Genomic DNA, 22,054 nt, shown 5'->3' on the forward strand with positions numbered 1-22,054 from the left:
GAAGGCTGGATGGCGGCGTTTTGCTTTTTTCTGTCTATATACTCTAAATATTCGAGTTGCAGAAGGCGGCGACGCAGGGCATCCCCGGGAGCGTACACCCGTGCGTGACAGGGGTGAACGAGGAGAGCCAACGTACATGCAACTTGAAATATGACGAGTAAAATTCTTCTGGATGTCTGATGAAGCAATTAACCATCCTGGGATCAACCGGTTCCATTGGTTGCAGTACGCTGGATGTAGTACGCCATAACCCGGAAAAATTTCGTGTTGCTGCGTTGGTGGCGGGTAAAAATGTCGTCCGTATGGTTGAGCAATGTCTGGAATTTTCTCCTCGCTATGCGGTAATGGACGATGAAAAAAGCGCTGCGTTGGTAAAAGCAGCTCTGCTGGAGCAGGGCAGTCGTACTGAGGTTATGAGCGGGCAGCAGGCTGCCTGTGATATGGCTGCGCTGGATGATGTTGATCAGGTTATGGCGGCGATTGTCGGCGCGGCGGGCTTGCTACCGACGCTGGCGGCAATCCGCGCGGGCAAAAGCATTTTGCTGGCGAATAAAGAGTCTCTGGTGACCTGCGGGCGTCTGTTTATGGACGATGTGCAACGCCACAAAGCACAGCTTTTGCCGGTAGATAGCGAACATAACGCGATTTTTCAGAGTTTACCGCAACCTATCCAACACAATCTGGGATACGCTGACCTTGAGCAAAATGGCGTCATATCAGTTTTGCTTACCGGGTCTGGTGGCCCTTTCCGTGAAACGCCATTGCGCGATCTGGTTTCTATGACCCCCGATCAGGCATGTCGTCATCCGAATTGGTCGATGGGACGAAAAATCTCTGTCGATTCAGCCACCATGATGAATAAAGGTCTGGAATACATTGAAGCGCGTTGGTTATTTAATGCCAATGCAGGCCAGATGGAAGTGCTGATTCACCCGCAGTCGGTTATTCATTCGATGGTGCGTTATCAGGATGGTAGCGTTCTGGCGCAGTTGGGGGAACCTGATATGCGTACGCCTATTGCTCATACGATGGCATGGCCAGAACGAGTGACGTCCGGCGTTAAGCCTGTCGACTTTTGCAAGCTCAGTGCGTTGACGTTTTCCGCACCTGATTACCAGCGTTATCCATGCCTGAAACTGGCGATGGACGCGTTTGAGCAAGGGCAGGCGGCGACGACCGCTTTGAACGCAGCGAATGAAATTACCGTTGCCGCATTCCTGGCGCAGCAGATCCGATTTACCGATATTGCTGACCTGAATTTATCCGTACTGGATAAGATGGATTTGCAGGAGCCACAGAGCGTTGATGACGTGCTGAAGGTTGATGCTATCGCGCGGGAAGTCGCCAGAAAAGAAGTGATGCGACGCTCAAGCTGATGATAATCCCTCCTCGGAGAATCGCGCTATTTGTTAGCGTTGGGCTTCAGTGATATAGTCTGCGCCACTCGATCGCGGGTATTTGTTTTTTTTCGGTCGGGTAAGCCGTGGTTTGACACGGCTTTTTTGTGGATGCACAAAATCATTCAGGTTGCATCAAGGTGGCAAGTGGATGAGTCCCCTGGAGCATACAAAGAGTATGTGACTGGGGCGAAGATCACAGCCAACGAAGGAGCAGCCTGAAGGATGAAGCGCAAAAGGCTTCAGTATTCCTGAGTACCGTATAATCCTTTCAGGGACTAAAAACGCGTTATGTTGTCTGCAACTAAACCATTAAGCGAAAATTTGCCAGCACATGGTTGTCGCCATGTAGCAATTATCATGGATGGCAATGGCCGCTGGGCGAAAAAGCAAGGGAAGATTCGCGCCTTTGGACATAAGGCCGGAGCAAAGTCCGTCCGCCGGGCTGTCTCTTTTGCTGCCAATAACGGTATTGATGCGTTAACGCTGTATGCCTTTAGCAGTGAGAACTGGAACCGACCTGCGCAGGAAGTGAGCGCGTTAATGGAGCTGTTTGTGTGGGCGCTTGATAGCGAAGTGAAAAACCTGCACCGCCATAACGTACGTCTGCGTATTATCGGGGATATCAGTCGATTTAACTCACGTTTGCAAGAACGGATTCGCAAATCAGAAGCGATTACCGCCCAGAATACCGGGTTGACGCTAAATATTGCAGCGAATTACGGTGGACGGTGGGATATAGTCCAGGGAGTCAGACAACTGGCACAACAGGTGCAGGATGGTCTGCTGCGTCCAGAGCAAATCGATGAAGAGATGCTGGGGCAGCAAATTTGTATGCATGAACTGGCTCCTGTGGATTTAGTGATAAGGACTGGGGGAGAGCATCGAATTAGTAATTTTCTGTTGTGGCAAATTGCCTATGCCGAACTTTACTTTACGGATGTTCTCTGGCCCGATTTCGATGAACAAGACTTTGAAGGTGCGCTGCATGCCTTTGCTAATCGTGAGCGTCGTTTCGGCGGCACCGAGCCCGGTGATGAAAAAGCCTGATGGGGGTCGCTTTTGCTGAAGTATCGCCTGATTTCTGCTTTTGTTTTAATACCCGTTGTCATCGCGGCGCTGTTTTTGCTGCCGCCGGTGGGGTTCGCCATTGTTACGCTGGCCGTCTGTATGCTGGCCGCCTGGGAATGGGGACAGTTAAGCGGTTTTACCACGCGTACGCAGCGAGTCTGGCTGGCTGTTTTGTGCGGGCTATTGCTGGCACTGATGCTATTTTTGTTGCCGGAATACCATCGCAATATTCATCAGCCGCTGGTTGAAGTATCGCTGTGGGCGTCGCTGGGCTGGTGGGTCGTGGCGCTGTTACTGGTGCTGTTTTATCCCGGCTCTGCGTCGGTCTGGCGTAATTCCAAAACATTACGCATAATTTTCGGCGTGTTAACCATAGTCCCTTTCTTTTGGGGAATGCTGGCGCTACGTGCATGGCACTATGATGAGAATCATTATAGTGGCGCGCTATGGCTGCTGTATGTCATGATCCTCGTCTGGGGAGCGGACTCGGGTGCCTATATGTTTGGTAAGTTGTTTGGCAAACATAAGCTGGCGCCGAAGGTTTCTCCTGGTAAAACCTGGCAGGGTTTTATTGGCGGACTCGCCACTGCGGCCGTGATCTCATGGGGTTATGGCATGTGGGCGAATCTTGAGGTTGCGCCTGTCACCTTGCTTATTTGCTCCATCGTTGCAGCCCTGGCCTCCGTGCTGGGTGATCTGACCGAGAGTATGTTTAAGCGTGAAGCAGGTATTAAGGACAGTGGTCACTTAATACCAGGACACGGCGGTATTTTGGATCGTATTGATAGCCTGACGGCTGCGGTACCGGTCTTTGCCTGCCTGTTGTTACTGGTATTCAGGACGCTCTAACGGATGGTCTTATGCTGAGTATTCTCTGGAATCTGGCTGCATTCATCGTTGCACTTGGTGTGCTTATCACCGTGCATGAATTTGGTCATTTCTGGGTTGCACGGCGCTGCGGAGTCCGCGTCGAACGCTTTTCCATTGGCTTTGGAAAAGCGCTTTGGCGGCGTACCGATAAATCAGGTACGGAATACGTCATCGCCCTGATTCCCCTCGGCGGTTACGTCAAAATGCTGGATGAGCGCGCTGAACCGGTCGCACCGGAGCTGCGCCATTACGCTTTCAACAATAAAACGGTTGGACAACGCGCAGCCATCATTGCCGCAGGTCCGATTGCCAACTTCCTTTTTGCTATTTTCGCGTATTGGCTGGTGTTTATCATCGGTGTCCCTGGTGTTCGTCCGGTTGTTGGTGAAATAACACCCAACTCGATTGCCGCACAGGCGCAAATTCAGCCGGGTACGGAACTAAAAGCGGTTGATGGTATCGAAACCCCTGATTGGGATGCCGTGCGATTACAACTGGTATCCAAAATTGGCGATGAACATACGACTCTCAGCGTGGCGCAGTTTGGCAGCAACCAGCGGCAGGACAAAACGCTGGATTTACGCCATTGGGCATTTGAGCCAGACAAAGAGGATCCTGTTTCCAGTTTAGGGATTCGCCCGCGCGGTCCGCAGATTGAATCGGTGCTGTCAGAAGTGCAGGTAAACTCCGCTGCAAGTAAGGCGGGTTTGCAAGCTGGCGACAGGATCGTTAAAGTCAATGGTCAGCCGCTAACGCAATGGATGACGTTCGTGACGCTGGTGCGCGATAATCCGGATAAGCCGTTAGCGCTAGATATTGAAAGACAAGGAAGTTCCTTGTCTTTAACGTTAACCCCAGATTCAAAACAGGTTAACGGGAAGGCTGAGGGTTTTGCGGGCGTGGTGCCTAAAGTTATTCCTCTGCCTGAAGAGTATAAGACTGTACGCCAGTATGGGCCATTCAGCGCCATCCTCGAAGCCTCGGATAAAACGTGGCAGTTGATGAAGCTGACGGTCAGTATGCTGGGAAAATTGATTACCGGTGATGTAAAACTGAACAACCTCAGTGGGCCGATTTCTATCGCCCAGGGGGCTGGGATGTCAGCGGAGTTCGGGGTTATTTATTACCTGATGTTCCTTGCGCTTATCAGCGTGAACTTAGGGATAATCAACCTGTTTCCGTTGCCCGTTCTTGACGGGGGGCATCTGCTGTTCCTGGCGATTGAAAAGCTGAAGGGCGGTCCGGTATCCGAGCGGGTTCAAGACTTTAGTTATCGCATTGGCTCTATCTTGCTGGTGTTGTTAATGGGGCTTGCACTTTTCAATGATTTCTCTCGGTTGTAAGAGAGTGTTAGGAAGAACGCATAATAACGATGGCGATGAAAAAGTTGCTCATAGCGTCGCTGCTGTTTAGCAGCGCCACCGTATACGGTGCTGAAGGGTTCGTAGTGAAGGACATTCATTTCGAAGGCCTACAGCGAGTCGCCGTTGGTGCGGCTCTCCTCAGTATGCCGGTGCGCACAGGCGACACGGTTAATGATGAAGACATCAGTAATACCATTCGTGCTCTGTTCGCCACCGGTAACTTTGAGGATGTCCGCGTCCTGCGCGATGGTGATACCCTTCTGGTTCAGGTAAAAGAACGTCCGACGATTGCCAGCATCACTTTCTCCGGTAACAAATCGGTGAAAGATGACATGCTCAAGCAAAACCTCGAGGCTTCTGGTGTGCGTGTTGGCGAGTCTCTGGATCGCACCACGCTAGCCGATATCGAAAAAGGGCTGGAAGATTTCTACTATAGCGTCGGTAAGTACAGCGCCAGTGTGAAAGCGGTGGTAACGCCGTTGCCGCGTAACCGCGTTGACCTCAAGCTGGTCTTCCAGGAAGGCGTTTCGGCGAAGATCCAACAGATCAATATCGTCGGCAACCATGCTTTCTCGACCGACGAACTGATCTCTCACTTCCAACTGCGTGATGAAGTGCCGTGGTGGAACGTGGTGGGCGATCGTAAATACCAGAAACAGAAACTGGCAGGCGATCTTGAAACCTTGCGCAGCTACTATCTGGATCGCGGTTATGCTCGCTTCAATATCGATTCCACCCAGGTTAGTCTGACGCCGGATAAAAAAGGTATCTACATTACCGTTAACATCACTGAAGGCGATCAATACAAGCTTTCAGGGGTACAGGTGAGCGGTAACCTGGCTGGGCACTCCGCCGAAATTGAGACCCTGACCAAAATCGAGCCAGGCGAACTCTATAACGGCACCAAAGTGACCAAAATGGAAGATGATATCAAGAAGCTTCTGGGTCGCTATGGCTATGCCTATCCGCGCGTACAGTCGCAACCTGAAATCAACGACGCCGACAAAACCGTTAAATTACGCGTAAACGTGGATGCAGGTAACCGTTTCTACGTGCGTAAGATTCGTTTTGAAGGTAACGACACCTCTAAAGATTCCGTTCTGCGTCGCGAAATGCGCCAGATGGAAGGGGCCTGGTTGGGTAGCGATCTGGTCGATCAGGGTAAAGAGCGTCTGAACCGTCTGGGTTACTTTGAAACCGTCGATACCGATACTCAGCGTGTACCGGGTAGCCCGGATCAGGTTGATGTGGTCTATAAGGTCAAAGAGCGTAACACCGGTAGCTTTAACTTCGGCGTTGGTTACGGTACTGAAAGCGGCGTGAGCTTCCAGGCTGGCGTTCAGCAAGATAACTGGTTAGGTACCGGTTATTCAGTCGGCATCAACGGCACCAAAAACGACTATCAGACCTATACTGAGTTGTCTGTCACCAACCCATATTTCACCGTTGATGGGGTGAGCCTTGGTGGTCGCGTTTTCTACAATGACTTTAAAGCGGATGATGCAGACCTGTCCGACTATACCAACAAAAGTTATGGTACTGACGCAACGCTCGGCTTCCCGATCAACGAATACAACACCTTACGTGCGGGTGTGGGTTATGTGCATAACTCCTTGTCTAACATGGATCCACAGGTTGCAATGCAACGTTATCTGGTTTCAATGGGTAAGGATCCTGACGCTGATAGCTTTAAATCAGACGATTTCACCTTCAACTATGGGTGGACATATAACAAGCTGGACCGTGGGTACTTCCCAACGGAAGGTACGCGTGTCAACCTGAACGGTAAAGTAACCATTCCGGGTTCTGACAACGAATACTACAAAGCGACGTTGGATACCGCGACCTATGTGCCGATCGATGACGATCACAAATGGGTTGTTCTGGGCCGCACGAAGTGGGGCTATGGTGACGGCATCGGCAGCAAAGAGATGCCGTTCTACGAGAACTTCTATGCCGGTGGTTCCAGCACCGTGCGTGGTTTCCAGTCCAACACCATCGGTCCAAAGGCTGTCTATTTACCGGCTAATCGTTATAACAACGATAGCGATTACGATAACGAATGTGACGCCACCAATACTTCACCGTGTAAATCGGATGATGCGGTGGGCGGTAACGCCATGGCTGTCGCCAGCCTGGAATTTATTACCCCGACGCCGTTTATCAGCGACAAGTATGCCAACTCGGTTCGTACCTCATTCTTCTGGGATATGGGTACCGTTTGGGATACGAACTGGGATTCAGCTAAGTACTCTGGTTATCCGGACTACAGCGATCCGAACAATATCCGTATGTCAGCGGGTATCGCTTTACAATGGATGTCCCCATTGGGGCCGTTGGTTTTCTCCTACGCCCAGCCGTTCAAGAAGTACGATGGAGACAAAGCGGAACAGTTCCAGTTTAACATTGGTAAAACCTGGTAATTGTTCTTCGCAAAGGAATGTAGTGGTAGTGTAGCGATGACTTTAGGCGATCTTGCATGGGATCGCCTGGCCACGCAAAGAACTGTACCTTCGGGTGCAAATGGGATGGTAAGGAGTTAATTGTGAAAAAGTGGTTATTAGCTGCAGGTCTCGGTTTAGCGATGGCAACGTCCGCACAGGCTGCTGACAAAATTGCAATCGTCAACATGGGTAGCTTGTTCCAACAGGTTGCACAGAAGACGGGCGTTTCTGCTACGCTGGAAAACGAGTTCAAAGGCCGTGCCAGCGAACTGCAGCGTATGGAATCTGATCTGCAATCTAAAATGCAGCGTCTGCAATCCATGAAAGCGGGTAGCGATCGTACCAAGCTGGAAAAAGACGTCATGGCTCAGCGTCAGACTTTCTCTCAGAAAGCTCAGGCTTTTGAGCAGGATCGTGCGCGTCGTTCCAACGAAGAACGTGGCAAACTGGTTACTCGTATCCAGACAGCTGTGAAATCTGTTGCTAACAGTCAGAGCATCGATCTGGTTGTTGACGCAAACACCGTTGCATACAACAGCAGCGATGTAAAAGACATCACCGCTGACGTACTGAAACAGGTTAAATAAGTAATGCCTTCAATTCGACTGGCTGATTTAGCAGAGCAGTTGGATGCAGAATTACACGGTGATGGCGATATCGTCATCACCGGCGTAGCGTCCATGCAATCTGCGCAAACTGGCAATATCACGTTCATGGTGAATCCTAAGTACCGTGAACACTTAGGCACATGCCAGGCTTCTGCCGTTGTGATGACGCAGGACGATCTTCCTTTTGCTAAGAGTGCAGCGCTGGTAGTGAAGAATCCCTACCTGACCTATGCACGTATGGCGCAAATCTTAGATACCACGCCGCAGCCCGCACAAAACATTGCACCGAGTGCAGTGATCGATGCGACGGCGAAGCTGGGTAATAATGTTTCTGTGGGCGCAAATGCGGTCATTGAGTCTGGCGTAGAACTGGGCGATAACGTCGTTATCGGCGCTGGCTGCTTCGTCGGAAAAAATACTAAAATCGGCGCAGGTTCACGCTTGTGGGCGAATGTGACGATTTACCACGACATTCAGATCGGTGAGAATTGCCTGATCCAGTCCAGCACTGTCGTCGGATCTGATGGATTTGGTTACGCGAACGATCGCGGTAACTGGGTGAAGATCCCGCAGCTTGGTCGCGTGATTATCGGCGATCGCGTCGAGATCGGCGCTTGTACCACCATTGACCGTGGTGCGCTGGACGATACTGTGATCGGTAATGGTGTTATCATTGATAACCAGTGCCAGATTGCGCATAACGTTGTGATTGGCGACAATACGGCGGTAGCCGGTGGCGTCATTATGGCGGGTAGCCTGAAGATTGGCCGTTACTGCATGATTGGCGGCGCCAGCGTGATCAATGGGCATATGGAAATATGCGATAAAGTCACGGTTACTGGCATGGGTATGGTGATGCGTCCTATCACCGAACCTGGCGTCTATTCCTCAGGCATTCCGCTACAGCCCAATAAGGTATGGCGTAAAACAGCTGCACTGGTGATGAATATTGATGATATGAGCAAGCGTCTCAAAGCGATTGAGCGCAAGGTTAATCAACAAGACTAAAGCACCGTTTTTGCATGTCTGACTTTTCGGCCTGTCCCATTCATACGATTGCGACAGGCCGTGTTATTATTGCCTTTTAGTATATTTTGACAGGAAGAGTATTTTGACTACTAACACTCATACTCTGCATATTGAAGAGATTTTAGAACTTCTGCCGCACCGTTTTCCGTTTCTGCTGGTTGACCGCGTGCTGGATTTTGAAGAAGGTCGTTTTCTGCGCGCAGTGAAAAATGTATCTGTTAACGAGCCTTTCTTCCAGGGCCACTTCCCGGGTAAACCTATTTTCCCAGGCGTACTGATTCTGGAAGCAATGGCGCAGGCCACCGGTATCCTCGCGTTTAAAAGCGTAGGGAAACTGGAACCAGGTGAACTGTACTATTTTGCGGGTATTGACGAAGCGCGCTTTAAGCGTCCTGTCGTGCCAGGCGATCAGATGATCATGGAAGTGACTTTCGAGAAAACGCGCCGCGGCCTGACCCGTTTTAAAGGGGTTGCGCTGGTCGACGGTAAAGTTGTGTGCGAAGCAACGATGATGTGTGCCCGTAGCCGGGAGGCCTGATACGTGATTGATAAATCCGCCTTTATTCACCCAACTGCCATTGTGGAAGAAGGCGCCAGCATTGGCGCTAACGCTCACATTGGCCCATTTTGTATTGTTGGACCCCATGTTGAAATTGGTGAGGGTACCGTACTGAAGTCTCACGTTGTCGTGAATGGCCATACAAAAATTGGTCGCGATAACGAGATCTATCAGTTTGCCTCCATCGGTGAAGTTAACCAGGATCTGAAATATGCTGGCGAACCGACCCGCGTGGAAATTGGCGATCGCAACCGCATCCGCGAAAGCGTCACCATTCATCGTGGCACAGTGCAGGGCGGTGGAGTGACGAAGGTGGGCAGCGATAACTTACTGATGATTAATGCGCACGTCGCGCATGATTGTACGGTAGGCAACCGCTGTATTCTGGCGAATAACGCCACGCTTGCCGGGCATGTGTCGCTGGATGATTTTGTTATCATCGGCGGCATGACTGCGGTGCATCAGTTCTGCATCATCGGCGCGCATGTGATGGTTGGCGGCTGTTCTGGCGTTGCGCAGGACGTGCCTCCATACGTTATCGCCCAGGGCAACCACGCAACGCCATTTGGTGTCAATATCGAAGGTCTGAAGCGTCGTGGATTCACCCGCGAAGCGATTACCGCGATTCGTAATGCCTACAAAGCGTTGTACCGTAGCGGTAAAACGCTGGAAGAAGTGAAACCGGAAATCGCGGAACTGGCGAAACAGTACCCTGAAGTTCAGGCTTTCAGCGACTTCTTTGAGCGCTCAACGCGTGGTCTGATTCGTTAATGACTGAGCAGCGTCCTTTAACGATTGCCCTCGTCGCCGGAGAAACCTCCGGCGATATTCTTGGTGCAGGGTTAATTCGTGCACTCAAGGCTCGCGTTCCCAATGCGCGTTTTGTTGGCGTGGCGGGTCCGCTGATGCAGGCCGAAGGCTGTGAAGCCTGGTACGAAATGGAAGAGCTGGCGGTAATGGGCATTGTTGAAGTGCTCGGACGCCTGCGCCGTTTACTGCATATTCGCGCCGATCTCACTCGCCGATTTACCGACTTAAAGCCGGATGTTTTCGTCGGTATTGATGCGCCTGATTTCAATATTACCCTCGAAGGGAATTTGAAAAAGCAGGGCATTAAAACCATTCATTACGTCAGCCCCTCTGTGTGGGCCTGGCGACAGAAACGCGTTTTCAAAATAGGCAGATCCACCAATATGGTGCTGGCCTTTCTGCCTTTCGAAAAAGCGTTTTATGACAAATTTAACGTCCCGTGCCGCTTTATCGGTCATACCATGGCAGATGCCATGCCGTTGGACCCGGATAAAAACGCGGCTCGCGATGTTCTGGGTATTCCCCATGACGTTCACTGCCTGGCGCTATTGCCAGGAAGCCGTGGCGCAGAAGTGGAGATGCTCAGCGCCGATTTTCTGAAAACGGCGCAGTTGTTACGCCAGCATTATCCAGATCTCGAAGTGGTAGTGCCGTTGGTGAATGCCAAACGTCGCGAGCAGTTTGAGCGCATTAAAGCTGAAGTTGCGCCGGAGCTTTCCGTACATCTGCTTAATGGGATGGGACGTGAAGCGATGGTTGCCAGCGATGCCGCACTGCTGGCTTCCGGCACCGCTGCGCTGGAATGTATGCTGGCAAAATGCCCGATGGTGGTTGGCTATCGTATGAAACCTTTCACCTTCTGGCTGGCGAAGCGTCTGGTGAAGACCGATTACGTTTCGCTACCTAACCTGCTGGCGGGAAGAGAACTGGTTAAAGAGCTGTTGCAGGAAGAGTGCGAACCGCAGGCGCTGTCGCAAGCGCTGTTGCCGTTGCTGGCGAATGGCAAAACCAGCCATGCGATGCACGACACATTCCGTGAACTGCATCAGCAGATCCGTTGCAACGCTGATGAGCAGGCGGCGGATGCGGTCCTGGAGTTAGCGCAATGATTGAATTTGTATATCCGCATACGCATTTAGTGGCGGGTGTAGATGAAGTTGGACGTGGTCCTTTGGTCGGCGCGGTCGTCACTGCCGCCGTCATTCTGGATCCGGCTCGCCCTATTATCGGTCTTAACGACTCAAAAAAACTGTCGGAAAAACGTCGCCTGGCGCTATTCGATGAGATTAAAGAAAAAGCGTTAAGCTGGAGCCTGGGGCGTGCGGAACCACATGAAATCGACGAGTTGAATATTTTACATGCCACTATGCTGGCCATGCAGCGTGCGGTTGCGGGTCTACATATAGCGCCGGAATACGTACTGATCGACGGCAATCGTTGCCCGGCATTACCGGTGCCATCGCTTGCGGTGGTAAAAGGTGATAGCCGTGTGGCGGAGATTAGCGCGGCGTCGATACTGGCAAAAGTCACTCGTGATGCTGAAATGGCGGCCCTGGATACGGTGTTCCCGCAGTATGGCTTTGCACAGCACAAAGGCTATCCAACCGCTTTTCATCTGGAAAAGTTGGCAATGCATGGCGCAACAGAGCACCATCGCCGTAGTTTTGGCCCCGTCAAACGCGCACTGGGACTCACGTCCTGATTCTTGTGTCGAAGGAATCTGAAGATGTCTGAACCTCGTTTCGTCCACCTGCGGGTGCACAGCGACTACTCCATGATCGATGGGCTGGCGAAAACCGGGCCGCTGGTGAAAAAGGCGGCCGCGTTAGGCATGCCTGCGCTGGCGATCACTGATTTTACCAACCTGTGTGGTCTGGTGAAGTTTTACGGAGCGGGTCACGGTGCGGGTATCAAGCCGATAGTTGGCGCAGATTTTCATGTCCGTAGCGAGCTGCTGGGCGATGAACTCACGCAGCTCACCGTGCTGGCCGCAAACAATACTGGCTATCAGAACCTGACGTTGTTGATATCGAAAGCCTATCAGCGTGGTTATGGCGCAGAAGGGCCGGTCATCGACCGGGATTGGCTGGCCGAGTTAAAAGAAGGTTTGATTTTGCTCTCCGGCGGCCGCATGGGCGACGTTGGGCGCAGCCTGCTGCGCGGTAATAGCGCACTGGTTGATGAGTGCGTAGCGTTTTACGAAGAACATTTTCCAAATTGTTACTTCCTCGAGCTTATCCGCACCGGCAGGCAAGATGAAGAAAATTATCTGCATGCAGCGGTAGAGCTGGCGGAAAGGCGTGGTCTTCCGGTGGTGGCGACCAACGATGTTCGTTTCCTTGAAACTGGTGATTTTGACGCGCATGAAATCCGCGTAGCAATCCACGACGGGTTCACCCTTGACGACCCGAAACGCCCACGTAATTATTCGCCGCAGCAGTACATGCGTAGCGAAGATGAGATGTGCGAGCTGTTTTCCGATATTCCGGAAGCGCTGCAAAACACCGTTGAGATAGCTAAGCGCTGTAACGTGACGGTACGTCTGGGTGAGTATTTCCTGCCACAGTTCCCGACCGGTGATATGACCACCGAGGATTTCCTCGTGGCGAAATCGCGCGAAGGTCTGGAAGAGCGTCTGGCGTTTTTGTTCCCGGACCCTGAAGTTCGCGCCCAGAAGCGCCCGCCTTATGACGAACGTCTGGAAGTTGAACTGAAAGTTATCAACCAGATGGGATTTCCTGGCTACTTCCTGATCGTGATGGAATTTATCCAGTGGTCGAAAGATAACGGCGTACCGGTAGGCCCTGGACGTGGTTCCGGTGCCGGCTCGCTTGTCGCCTATGCGCTGAAAATTACCGACCTGGATCCGCTGGAATTTGACCTGCTGTTCGAACGTTTCCTGAACCCGGAACGTGTCTCAATGCCCGACTTCGACGTTGACTTCTGTATGGAGAAACGCGACCGGGTAATTGAACACGTGGCGGAAATGTACGGTCGTGATGCGGTTTCGCAGATTATTACCTTCGGTACGATGGCGGCCAAAGCGGTTATCCGCGACGTGGGGCGCGTGCTGGGACACCCGTACGGCTTCGTGGACCGTATTTCGAAACTGGTGCCGCCCGATCCGGGCATGACGCTGGCAAAAGCCTTTGAAGCCGAACCCCAACTGCCGGAAATCTATGAGGCAGATGAAGAGGTTAAAGCGCTGATCGATATGGCGCGTAAGCTGGAAGGTGTCACGCGTAACGCCGGTAAACACGCCGGTGGTGTAGTTATCGCGCCGACCAAAATTACCGATTTTGCGCCGCTGTACTGCGATGAACAGGGGCTGCACCCGGTTACTCAGTTTGATAAGAACGACGTGGAATATGCCGGCCTTGTGAAGTTCGACTTCCTCGGCCTGCGTACGCTCACCATCATCAACTGGGCGCTGGAAATGATTAACGCGCGCCGTGAAAAGAACGGCGAGCCGCCGCTGGATATCGCCGCTATCCCGCTGGATGACAAGAAAAGCTTCGACATGCTGCAACGCTCGGAGACCACGGCGGTCTTCCAGCTTGAATCCCGCGGCATGAAAGATCTTATCAAACGTCTGCAGCCTGACTGCTTCGAAGATATGATCGCCCTGGTGGCCCTGTTCCGTCCGGGTCCGCTACAGTCGGGGATGGTAGATAACTTTATCGACCGTAAGCATGGTCGCGAAGAGATTTCCTACCCGGACGTACAATGGCAGCATGAGTGTCTGAAACCGGTACTGGAGCCGACCTACGGCATTATCCTGTATCAGGAACAGGTTATGCAGATTGCCCAGGAGCTGTCCGGATATACCCTTGGCGGTGCGGACATGTTGCGTCGTGCGATGGGTAAGAAAAAGCCGGAAGAGATGGCTAAGCAGCGCGGCACCTTTGAAGAAGGGGCGAAAAAGCGCGGCGTCGACGGCGAACTGGCGATGAAAATCTTTGACCTGGTGGAGAAATTCGCCGGTTACGGATTTAACAAATCGCACTCCGCTGCCTATGCGCTGGTCTCTTACCAGACGCTATGGCTGAAGGCGCATTACCCCGCCGAGTTTATGGCGGCGGTAATGACCGCCGATATGGATAACACCGAGAAAGTGGTCGGGCTGGTGGATGAATGCTGGCGTATGGGGCTCAAAATCCTGCCGCCGGATATCAACTCCGGGCTTTATCATTTTCACGTGAATGATGATGGCGAAATTGTCTATGGCATCGGCGCGATAAAAGGCGTGGGTGAAGGGCCAATTGAAGCTATTATTGAGGCGCGCAACGAAGGCGGTTACTTCCGCGAGCTGTTTGATCTCTGTGCGCGCACGGACATCAAAAAACTCAACCGCCGGGTGCTGGAAAAGTTAATCATGTCCGGGGCGTTTGACCGCCTTGGTCCGCATCGTGCGGCGCTGATGAATTCGCTCAACGATGCGCTAAAAGCCGCCGATCAGCATGCGAAAGCCGAGGCAACGGGTCAGGCGGACATGTTTGGCGTGCTGGCTGAAGAGCCGGAACAAATTGAACAGTTTTATGCTAACTGTACACCGTGGCCGGAGCAGGTGGTATTAGAAGGGGAACGTGAAACGTTAGGGCTTTACCTGACGGGACACCCCATCAACCAGTATTTAAAAGAAATTGAGCGCTATGTTGGAGGCCACAGGCTGAAAGACATGCATCCGACAGAACGTGGTAAAGTCACCACGGCTGCGGGGCTCGTCATTGCTGCGCGGGTAATGGTCACCAAGCGCGGCAATCGTATCGGCATCTGTACCCTGGATGACCGTTCCGGGCGTCTGGAAGTTATGTTGTTTACCGATGCTCTGGATAAATACCAGCAATTGCTGGAAAAAGACCGCATACTTATCGTCAGCGGACAGGTCAGCTTTGATGACTTCAGCGGCGGGCTTAAAATGATGGCTCGTGAAGTCATGGATATTGACGAAGCCCGGGAAAAATATGCTCGCGGGCTTGCTATCTCGCTGACGGACAGGCAAATTGATGACCAGCTTTTAAACCGACTCCGTCAGTCTCTGGAACCCCACCGCTCGGGGACAATTCCAGTACATCTCTACTATCAGAGGGCGGATGCACGTGCGCGATTGCGTTTTGGCGCAACGTGGCGTGTCTCTCCGAGCGATCGTTTGCTAAACGATCTCCGTGGCCTTATTGGTTCGGAGCAGGTGGAACTGGAGTTTGACTAATACAGGAATACTATGAGTCTGAATTTCCTTGATTTTGAACAGCCGATTGCAGAGCTGGAAGCAAAAATCGATTCTCTGACTGCGGTTAGCCGTCAGGATGAGAAACTGGATATTAACATCGATGAAGAAGTGCATCGTCTGCGTGAAAAAAGCGTAGAGCTGACGCGTAAAATCTTCGCCGATCTTGGCGCATGGCAGGTAGCCCAGCTGGCGCGCCATCCACAGCGTCCGTACACCCTGGATTATGTCCGCCTGGCATTTGATGAATTTGATGAGCTGGCGGGCGATCGTGCCTATGCGGATGATAAAGCTATTGTCGGCGGCATCGCGCGTCTGGATGGCCGTCCGGTAATGATCATTGGTCATCAGAAAGGCCGTGAGACCAAAGAAAAAATTCGTCGTAATTTCGGCATGCCGGCACCGGAAGGCTATCGCAAAGCGCTGCGTCTGATGGAAATGGCCGAGCGTTTCAATATGCCGATCATTACTTTCATCGACACCCCTGGGGCTTATCCGGGCGTGGGCGCGGAAGAACGTGGTCAGTCTGAAGCGATTGCGCGCAACCTGCGTGAAATGTCGCGTCTGAGCGTACCGGTAATCTGCACCGTTATTGGTGAAGGTGGTTCCGGCGGCGCGCTGGCGATCGGCGTAGGCGATAAAGTGAATATGCTGCAATACAGCACCTATTCCGTTATCTCCCCGGAAGGTTGTGCCTCCATTCTGTGGAAAAGCGCCGACAAAGCGCCGCTGGCTGCAGAAGCGATGGGGATTATCGCGCCGCGTCTGAAAGAGCTGAAGCTTATCGACTCTATCATCCCGGAACCGCTGGGCGGCGCGCACCGCAACCCGGAAGTGATGGCTGCGTCCCTGAAAGCACAGCTGCTGGCCGATCTGGCCGATCTCGACGTGTTAAGCAAAGATGATTTGAAAAACCGTCGTTACCAGCGTCTGATGAGCTACGGTTACGCGTAAACTGCATTAATTCTGAAAAGGGCCACAACGCTGTGGCCCTTTTTTTTACCTGTGGTTTCACCAGGCTATGATTAACTAAGGTTTTTCCAGGAGGATCGCATGAATATCATTGCCATCATGGGACCGCATGGCGTCTTTTATAAAGATGAGCCCATCAAGGAACTTGAGCGTGCGCTGCAACAGCAGGGGTTTCAGATTATCTGGCCGCAGAATAGCGTCGACCTGCTTAAGTTTATCGAACATAACCCACGAATTTGCGGTGTCATTTTTGACTGGGATGAATACAGTCTGGATCTGTGCAGTGACATCAACCAGCTCAACGAGTATCTCCCGCTCTACGCCTTTATTAATACCCATTCGACGATGGATGTCAGCGCGCACGACCTGCGCATGGCGCTGTGGTTTTTTGAGTATGCGCTGGGCCAGTCTGAAGATATTGCAACCCGCATCCGTCAGTACACCAGCGAATACCTCGATAACATCACGCCTCCTTTCACCAAGGCGCTGTTTACCTATGTGAAGGAAGGAAAGTACACCTTCTGCACGCCCGGACATATGGCGGGAACGGCGTATCAGAAAAGCCCGGTCGGCTGCCTGTTCTATGATTTCTTTGGCGGCAATACGCTGAAGGCCGACGTGTCTATTTCCGTGACTGAACTGGGTTCGCTGCTGGATCATACCGGCCCGCATCTGGAAGCGGAGGAGTATATCGCGCGCACCTTTGGCGCCGAGCAGAGCTATATGGTGACCAACGGCACCTCGACGTCGAACAAGATTGTCGGCATGTATGCCGCGCCTTCAGGCAGTACGCTACTGATTGATCGCAACTGTCATAAGTCGCTGGCGCATTTGCTAATGATGAGCGATGTGGTGCCAATCTGGCTGAAGCCTACGCGCAATGCGCTGGGGATCCTCGGCGGTATACCTCGTCGGGAATTCACCCGCGCAAGCATTGAACGCAAGGTAGAAGAGACCCCTCAGGCGCAATGGCCGGTACACGCGGTGATCACCAATTCCACCTATGACGGCCTGTTGTATAACACCAACTGGATCAAGCAAACCCTGGATGTGCCCTCCATTCATTTTGATTCTGCCTGGGTGCCGTATACCCATTTTCACCCGATCTATCAGGGGAAAAGCGGGATGAGCGGCGAACGGGTGCCGGGGAAAGTGATTTTTGAAACCCAGTCAACCCACAAGATGCTGGCGGCACTATCACAGGCTTCTCTGATCCACATTAAGGGCGACTACGACGAAGAGACGTTCAACGAAGCCTTTATGATGCACACTTCCACTTCCCCGAGCTACCCGATTGTCGCGTCGATAGAAACGGCGGCGGCAATGCTGCGTGGCAATTCAGGCAAGCGGTTGATCAATCGTTCGGTGGAGCGGGCGCTGCATTTCCGTAAAGAAGTGCAGCGGCTACGCGAAGAGTCGGATGGCTGGTTCTTTGATATCTGGCAGCCGGAAAGGGTAGATGAAGCGGAGTGCTGGCCGGTAGCGCCTGGTGAAGACTGGCACGGATTTGTTGATGCTGACGCCGATCATATGTTCCTCGACCCGGTGAAGGTCACCATTCTTACGCCGGGAATGGATGAACAGGGAAATATGAGTGAAGAGGGGATCCCTGCGGCGCTGGTGGCGAAATTCCTTGATGAGCGCGGCGTCGTTGTCGAGAAAACAGGACCGTATAATCTGTTGTTCCTGTTTAGTATTGGCATTGATAAAACCCGGGCGATGGGGCTACTGCGCGGCCTGACGGAATTTAAACGCTCGTACGATCTGAATTTACGCGTGAAAAATATGCTGCCGGATCTGTATGCCGAGGATCCCGATTTCTATCGTAATATGCGTATTCAGGATCTGGCGCAGGGGATCCATAAGCTGATCCGCCAGCACGATCTCTCCGGGCTGATGCTGCGGGCATTTGATACCTTACCGGAAATGAAAATGACCCCGCACCAGGCCTGGCAGCGGCAGATCAAAGGTGAGGTCGAAACGGTGGCGCTCGATCAACTGGTGGGGCGCATTTCTGCCAATATGATTCTGCCTTATCCTCCCGGTGTGCCGCTCTTGATGCCCGGGGAAATGATCACGGCCAAAAGTCGGGCTGTACTCGATTTTCTGCTGATGTTGTGTTCAGTGGGTCATCACTATCCCGGATTTGAAACCGATATCCATGGCGCTAAACTGGGTGAGGATGGCGTGTATCGCGTGCGAGTCCTAAAAATGGCATGACGACTTGCGTGAACCCATTACGCACGAGTAACGTGCTGGCAGAAAAACGAAAGAGGCGATGACGCTATGCTGGGATTAAAACAGGTTCACCATATTGCCATTATTGCGACGGATTACGCGGCGAGTAAGGCATTTTACTGTGATGTGCTGGGCTTTACGCTAATCAGCGAAGCCTACCGGGAAGAACGTGACTCGTGGAAGGGTGATCTGGCATTGAACGGTCAGTATGTGATTGAGCTTTTTTCTTTTCCATTTCCGCCTTGCCGTCCGAGCCGACCGGAAGCCTGCGGTTTACGCCATCTGGCGTTCAGCGTAGATGACGTGGAAAAAGCGATCGCGCATCTGGAAGCTCACCACGTGAAGTGCGAATCCGTGCGTATCGATCCGTTTACCGGCAAACGCTTTACGTTTTTTAACGATCCGGACGGATTACCGCTCGAACTGTACGAGCTGTAAGTCTTATCATTGTGGCATTAGCCCGGCAATGTGCCGGGCAATGCCATTGTAAGTAACCATCATGACGACACTCACGCTGAATACTTCACTGCTAAATTCTCAATCGATTCTGGCCGCCTTTAGCGGCGGGCTGGACTCCACCGTGCTGCTGCATCAGCTGGTACTGTGGCGAGCGCAAAATCCTGAGGTTGCCTTGCGCGCAATCCATATTCATCACGGATTAAGCCCGCAGGCAGACAGTTGGGTGCAACACTGTGAGTCGGTATGCGCACAGTGGCAGGTGCCGCTGGTGGTTGAACGGGTCCAACTTGAGGATGATGGTCTGGGCATCGAAGCTCAGGCGCGACGCGCGCGCTATCAGGCATTTGCGCAGACCTTACTACCGGGTGAAGTGCTGATGACCGCCCAGCATCTCGACGACCAGTGTGAAACCTTTCTACTGGCGCTTAAGCGCGGCAGTGGTCCTGCCGGGCTTTCCGCCATGGGCGAAAGCTCACCATTTGCCGGAACCCAACTGATTCGACCGCTGCTGGCGCAAACGCGAGAGGCGCTTGAAGTATGGGCGCGACAGCATGAATTATGCTGGATCGAAGATGAAAGTAATCAGGATGATGCCTACGATCGCAATTTTCTCAGATTGCGCGTTACCCCGTTGCTCCAACAACGATGGCCGCACTTCGCGCAAGCCGCAGCCCGCAGCGCCGCGCTGTGCGCCGAGCAGGAGAGTTTACTGGATGAACTGCTGGCCAACGATTTAGCCGACTGCGTGACTGTTCAAGGCACACTGTTACTGGCACCGTTAATGATGATGAGTGGCGTGCGGCGTGCCGCTCTGCTGCGTCGCTGGCTGGCGGGGTTAAATGCGCCGATGCCTTCCCGGGACGGGCTGGAACGTATCTGGCAGGAAGTGGCGTTGGCGCGAGAAGATGCTTCTCCCTGTTTTCGTCTAGGAGAATATGAGGTCCGTCGCTATCAGTCACAGCTATGGTGGGTTAAATCGGTCGACGGGCAAAGCGAAACAGTCATCCCGTGGTCATGCCGGGAAACGCCGTTGACGCTGCCAGCCGGGTTAGGCTCGGTGCAGCTAATCTCTGCTGGCGAATTGCGCATGCCGCAAGCAGGTGAAGCCGTCAGTATTCGTTTTAAAGCGCCAGGCGTATTGCATATTGTCGGGCGTAACGGTGGACGTAAATTAAAGAAAATCTGGCAGGAGCAGGGGATCCCGCCCTGGCGACGAGATACCACGCCGTTGTTGTTTTACGGTGAAACGTTGATTGCGGCTGCGGGTGTTTTTGTGACGCGTGAGGGTGCGGCGGTAGATGAAGAAGGTATGAGTCTGATTTGGCATGCCTGATGGCGGTGCGATTATCAGGCCTGGTCATTTAGGCCTGATAAGGCGCAAGAAAAGCTAAGATTCGCTGACGACCACGGTACCGATTTGCGGGTGGCTGAAGCTGGCAATTTTATCGAGACGAAGCTCCCGGGTTTCACCTGCGACATCTGCGACCAGATACTCCACGTTTTTGCGTGAAACCAGGTCATTCGCTTTCGCCTGCAAAACTTCGCCATCTTTTAGCGCCAGCGTCAGTAACAAATGGTTCTGGCAGGCGAGTTCAAGATTGTCGTAATCATCACAATTGATGGGTTGATACGTTTCATTCATTGACATAATCGCTCACCAGTAAGTTGGCGGCAGCATAGGCCGCTTTTTCCCTGACCGACTCTGGAAGGGCGCTGTCTGCCGCCACTTCATTAAGCACCTTCAATACGCAACCCAGCGCATCCGGGATATACCCTAAGTCTCCGCTGGCGATTTCCGCGTACCGCTTGCGTATTAACTCACAATATTTTTCCACATGCCCTCCTGTCAGCACTCTGACTTAACCGTGGATGCAAGTCTAAGCCTACGAAGATAAACTCTGTTTAGCAAGGTGACTATACCATACTCATTCAAGCAATATCAGCGCCTTGATTGAGGAGCTGTTAGCAGCCTTTTGCCGCAGTTTTCGCTACAATGAGCGCCTGATTCGAAAGGAGTTCTCTCATGGCGCTTAAAGCGACAATTTATAAAGCCGTCGTCAACGTAGCGGATCTCGACCGCAACCAGTTCCTTGACGCGGCCTTGACGCTGGCGCGTCATCCCTCTGAAACCCAGGAGCGCATGATGCTGCGCCTGCTGGCCTGGATTAAATATGCCGATGAACGGCTGCAGTTCACGCGTGGCCTGAGTGCTGAAGACGAGCCTGAAGCATGGCTGCGTAACGACCATCTGGGCATCGATCTCTGGATTGAACTGGGTCTGCCGGATGAGCGTCGTATTAAAAAAGCCTGTACCCAGTCTGGTGAGGTTGCCCTGTTTACTTACAACAGCCGTGCGGCCCAGATCTGGTGGCAGCAAAATCAGAACAAGTGTGCGCAGTTTAAAAATCTCACCGTGTGGTATCTGGATGATGAACAGCTGGCGCAACTGAGTGATTTTGCTGGTCGTACAATGGCGCTGCAGGCAACTATCCAGGATGGCGCTATCTGGCTGTCTGATTCTCAGAACAATCTGGAAATTCATCTGACCGCGTGGCAGCCGCGTTGATGATTGTTATCTCCCGAAACGTCTCTATCCCTGACAGTGAGCTGGAAATCACGGCGATTCGGGCACAGGGCGCGGGCGGTCAGCACGTTAACAAGACCTCCACGGCTATCCATTTGCGCTTTGACATTCGGGCCTCAGGCCTGCCAGAGTATTACAAGGAACGTCTGCTGGCCGCCAGCCATCATCTGATTAGCAGCGATGGCGTTATTATCATAAAGGCGCAGGAATACCGTAGCCAGGAGCTAAATCGGGAAGCGGCAATCTCCCGACTGGTGGCGGTGATAAAAGAATTAACCGCGGTGCAAAAAAGCCGACAGGCAACACGTCCTACGCGCGCCTCGAAAGAGCGCAGGTTGTCATCGAAGGCGCAAAAATCCACAGTGAAAGCACTGCGTGGGAGAGTTCGTCGAACGCAAGACTGACGAGCGGGAATAAAAAAT

General features: G+C 52.6%; 20 protein-coding genes. 18 read left to right on the forward strand and 2 right to left on the reverse strand.

What is annotated here, in order from left to right; translation table 11 throughout:
* Window positions 1-179: 179 nt before the first annotated feature.
* The 16 genes from ispC (at window position 180) to tilS (ending at window position 20,381) form a co-directional block, all read left to right on the forward strand.
* Window positions 180-1,376, forward strand: a complete 1,197-nt coding sequence (gene ispC, locus HV334_RS04445) for a 1-deoxy-D-xylulose-5-phosphate reductoisomerase (RefSeq protein ID WP_016151761.1) — start codon at window positions 180-182, stop codon at window positions 1,374-1,376.
* A gap of 312 nt (window positions 1,377-1,688) precedes the next feature.
* Window positions 1,689-2,447: a (2E,6E)-farnesyl-diphosphate-specific ditrans,polycis-undecaprenyl-diphosphate synthase gene (gene ispU, locus HV334_RS04450; protein WP_003018543.1), complete on the forward strand. Its 759-nt coding sequence runs from the start codon at window positions 1,689-1,691 to the stop codon at window positions 2,445-2,447.
* A 12-nt stretch (window positions 2,448-2,459) separates the two neighbouring features.
* Window positions 2,460-3,317: a phosphatidate cytidylyltransferase gene (cdsA, locus tag HV334_RS04455; protein WP_016151762.1), complete on the forward strand. Its 858-nt coding sequence runs from the start codon at window positions 2,460-2,462 to the stop codon at window positions 3,315-3,317.
* Between the two features lie 11 nt (window positions 3,318-3,328).
* On the forward strand, window positions 3,329-4,681 hold the full coding sequence (gene rseP, locus HV334_RS04460) for a sigma E protease regulator RseP (RefSeq protein ID WP_181221219.1): 1,353 nt from the start codon (window positions 3,329-3,331) through the stop codon (window positions 4,679-4,681).
* 29 nt (window positions 4,682-4,710) lie between these two features.
* A complete protein-coding gene (gene bamA / locus HV334_RS04465) occupies window positions 4,711-7,125 on the forward strand; it encodes an outer membrane protein assembly factor BamA (protein ID WP_016151764.1) in 2,415 nt (804 codons plus the stop codon).
* Window positions 7,126-7,247: 122 nt separating this feature from the next.
* Window positions 7,248-7,733 carry a molecular chaperone Skp gene (gene skp, locus HV334_RS04470; RefSeq protein WP_016151765.1) on the forward strand — a complete coding sequence of 162 codons (486 nt, stop codon included), beginning with the start codon at window positions 7,248-7,250 and terminating at the stop codon, window positions 7,731-7,733.
* Between the two features lie 3 nt (window positions 7,734-7,736).
* On the forward strand, window positions 7,737-8,762 hold the full coding sequence (gene lpxD, locus HV334_RS04475) for a UDP-3-O-(3-hydroxymyristoyl)glucosamine N-acyltransferase (RefSeq protein WP_047498531.1): 1,026 nt from the start codon (window positions 7,737-7,739) through the stop codon (window positions 8,760-8,762).
* 103 nt (window positions 8,763-8,865) lie between these two features.
* Window positions 8,866-9,321, forward strand: a complete 456-nt coding sequence (fabZ, locus tag HV334_RS04480) for a 3-hydroxyacyl-ACP dehydratase FabZ (protein ID WP_003018528.1) — start codon at window positions 8,866-8,868, stop codon at window positions 9,319-9,321.
* Between the two features lie 3 nt (window positions 9,322-9,324).
* Window positions 9,325-10,113, forward strand: coding sequence for an acyl-ACP--UDP-N-acetylglucosamine O-acyltransferase (lpxA, locus tag HV334_RS04485; protein ID WP_003018525.1), 789 nt, complete (start codon window positions 9,325-9,327; stop codon window positions 10,111-10,113).
* Window positions 10,113-11,261 (forward strand): lipid-A-disaccharide synthase, encoded by a 1,149-nt coding sequence (lpxB, locus tag HV334_RS04490; protein WP_047498529.1) that lies wholly within the window; start codon window positions 10,113-10,115, stop codon window positions 11,259-11,261. The genes lpxA and lpxB overlap by 1 nt, the downstream gene beginning before the upstream one ends.
* Complete coding sequence (rnhB, locus tag HV334_RS04495; RefSeq protein ID WP_019078405.1) at window positions 11,258-11,854, forward strand: ribonuclease HII; 597 nt, start codon at window positions 11,258-11,260, stop codon at window positions 11,852-11,854. The genes lpxB and rnhB overlap by 4 nt, the downstream gene beginning before the upstream one ends.
* A gap of 24 nt (window positions 11,855-11,878) precedes the next feature.
* Window positions 11,879-15,361, forward strand: coding sequence for a DNA polymerase III subunit alpha (gene dnaE / locus HV334_RS04500; protein ID WP_181221220.1), 3,483 nt, complete (start codon window positions 11,879-11,881; stop codon window positions 15,359-15,361).
* 12 nt (window positions 15,362-15,373) lie between these two features.
* On the forward strand, window positions 15,374-16,333 hold the full coding sequence (gene accA / locus HV334_RS04505) for an acetyl-CoA carboxylase carboxyl transferase subunit alpha (RefSeq protein WP_003018513.1): 960 nt from the start codon (window positions 15,374-15,376) through the stop codon (window positions 16,331-16,333).
* A 99-nt stretch (window positions 16,334-16,432) separates the two neighbouring features.
* Window positions 16,433-18,571 (forward strand): lysine decarboxylase LdcC, encoded by a 2,139-nt coding sequence (gene ldcC, locus HV334_RS04510; protein ID WP_181221221.1) that lies wholly within the window; start codon window positions 16,433-16,435, stop codon window positions 18,569-18,571.
* A 66-nt stretch (window positions 18,572-18,637) separates the two neighbouring features.
* A complete protein-coding gene (locus HV334_RS04515; protein ID WP_016151771.1) occupies window positions 18,638-19,027 on the forward strand; it encodes a VOC family protein in 390 nt (129 codons plus the stop codon).
* 61 nt (window positions 19,028-19,088) lie between these two features.
* Window positions 19,089-20,381, forward strand: coding sequence for a tRNA lysidine(34) synthetase TilS (gene tilS, locus HV334_RS04520; protein ID WP_181221222.1), 1,293 nt, complete (start codon window positions 19,089-19,091; stop codon window positions 20,379-20,381).
* A gap of 54 nt (window positions 20,382-20,435) precedes the next feature.
* Here the strand turns inward: tilS and rof are convergent, their stop codons facing one another.
* Both rof and HV334_RS04530 read right to left on the reverse strand, forming a co-directional pair.
* Complete coding sequence (gene rof / locus HV334_RS04525) at window positions 20,436-20,696, reverse strand: Rho-binding antiterminator (RefSeq protein ID WP_047417117.1); 261 nt, start codon at window positions 20,694-20,696, stop codon at window positions 20,436-20,438.
* Window positions 20,683-20,883 carry a YaeP family protein gene (locus HV334_RS04530; protein WP_003018499.1) on the reverse strand — a complete coding sequence of 67 codons (201 nt, stop codon included), beginning with the start codon at window positions 20,881-20,883 and terminating at the stop codon, window positions 20,683-20,685. Before HV334_RS04530 ends, rof begins: the two co-directional genes overlap by 14 nt.
* A gap of 188 nt (window positions 20,884-21,071) precedes the next feature.
* On the opposite strand from HV334_RS04530, the gene HV334_RS04535 reads away from it, so the two are divergent.
* The gene (locus tag HV334_RS04535) at window positions 21,072-21,614 is read left to right on the forward strand and encodes a YaeQ family protein (RefSeq protein ID WP_016151774.1); all 543 of its coding nucleotides are present in this window, start codon (window positions 21,072-21,074) and stop codon (window positions 21,612-21,614) included.
* Complete coding sequence (arfB, locus tag HV334_RS04540; RefSeq protein WP_016151775.1) at window positions 21,614-22,036, forward strand: alternative ribosome rescue aminoacyl-tRNA hydrolase ArfB; 423 nt, start codon at window positions 21,614-21,616, stop codon at window positions 22,034-22,036. The genes HV334_RS04535 and arfB overlap by 1 nt, the downstream gene beginning before the upstream one ends.
* The last annotated feature ends 18 nt before the right edge of the window (window positions 22,037-22,054 follow it).

The organism is Citrobacter sp. RHBSTW-00944 (assembly GCF_013615435.1).
Taxonomy (GTDB): domain Bacteria; phylum Pseudomonadota; class Gammaproteobacteria; order Enterobacterales; family Enterobacteriaceae; genus Citrobacter; species Citrobacter braakii.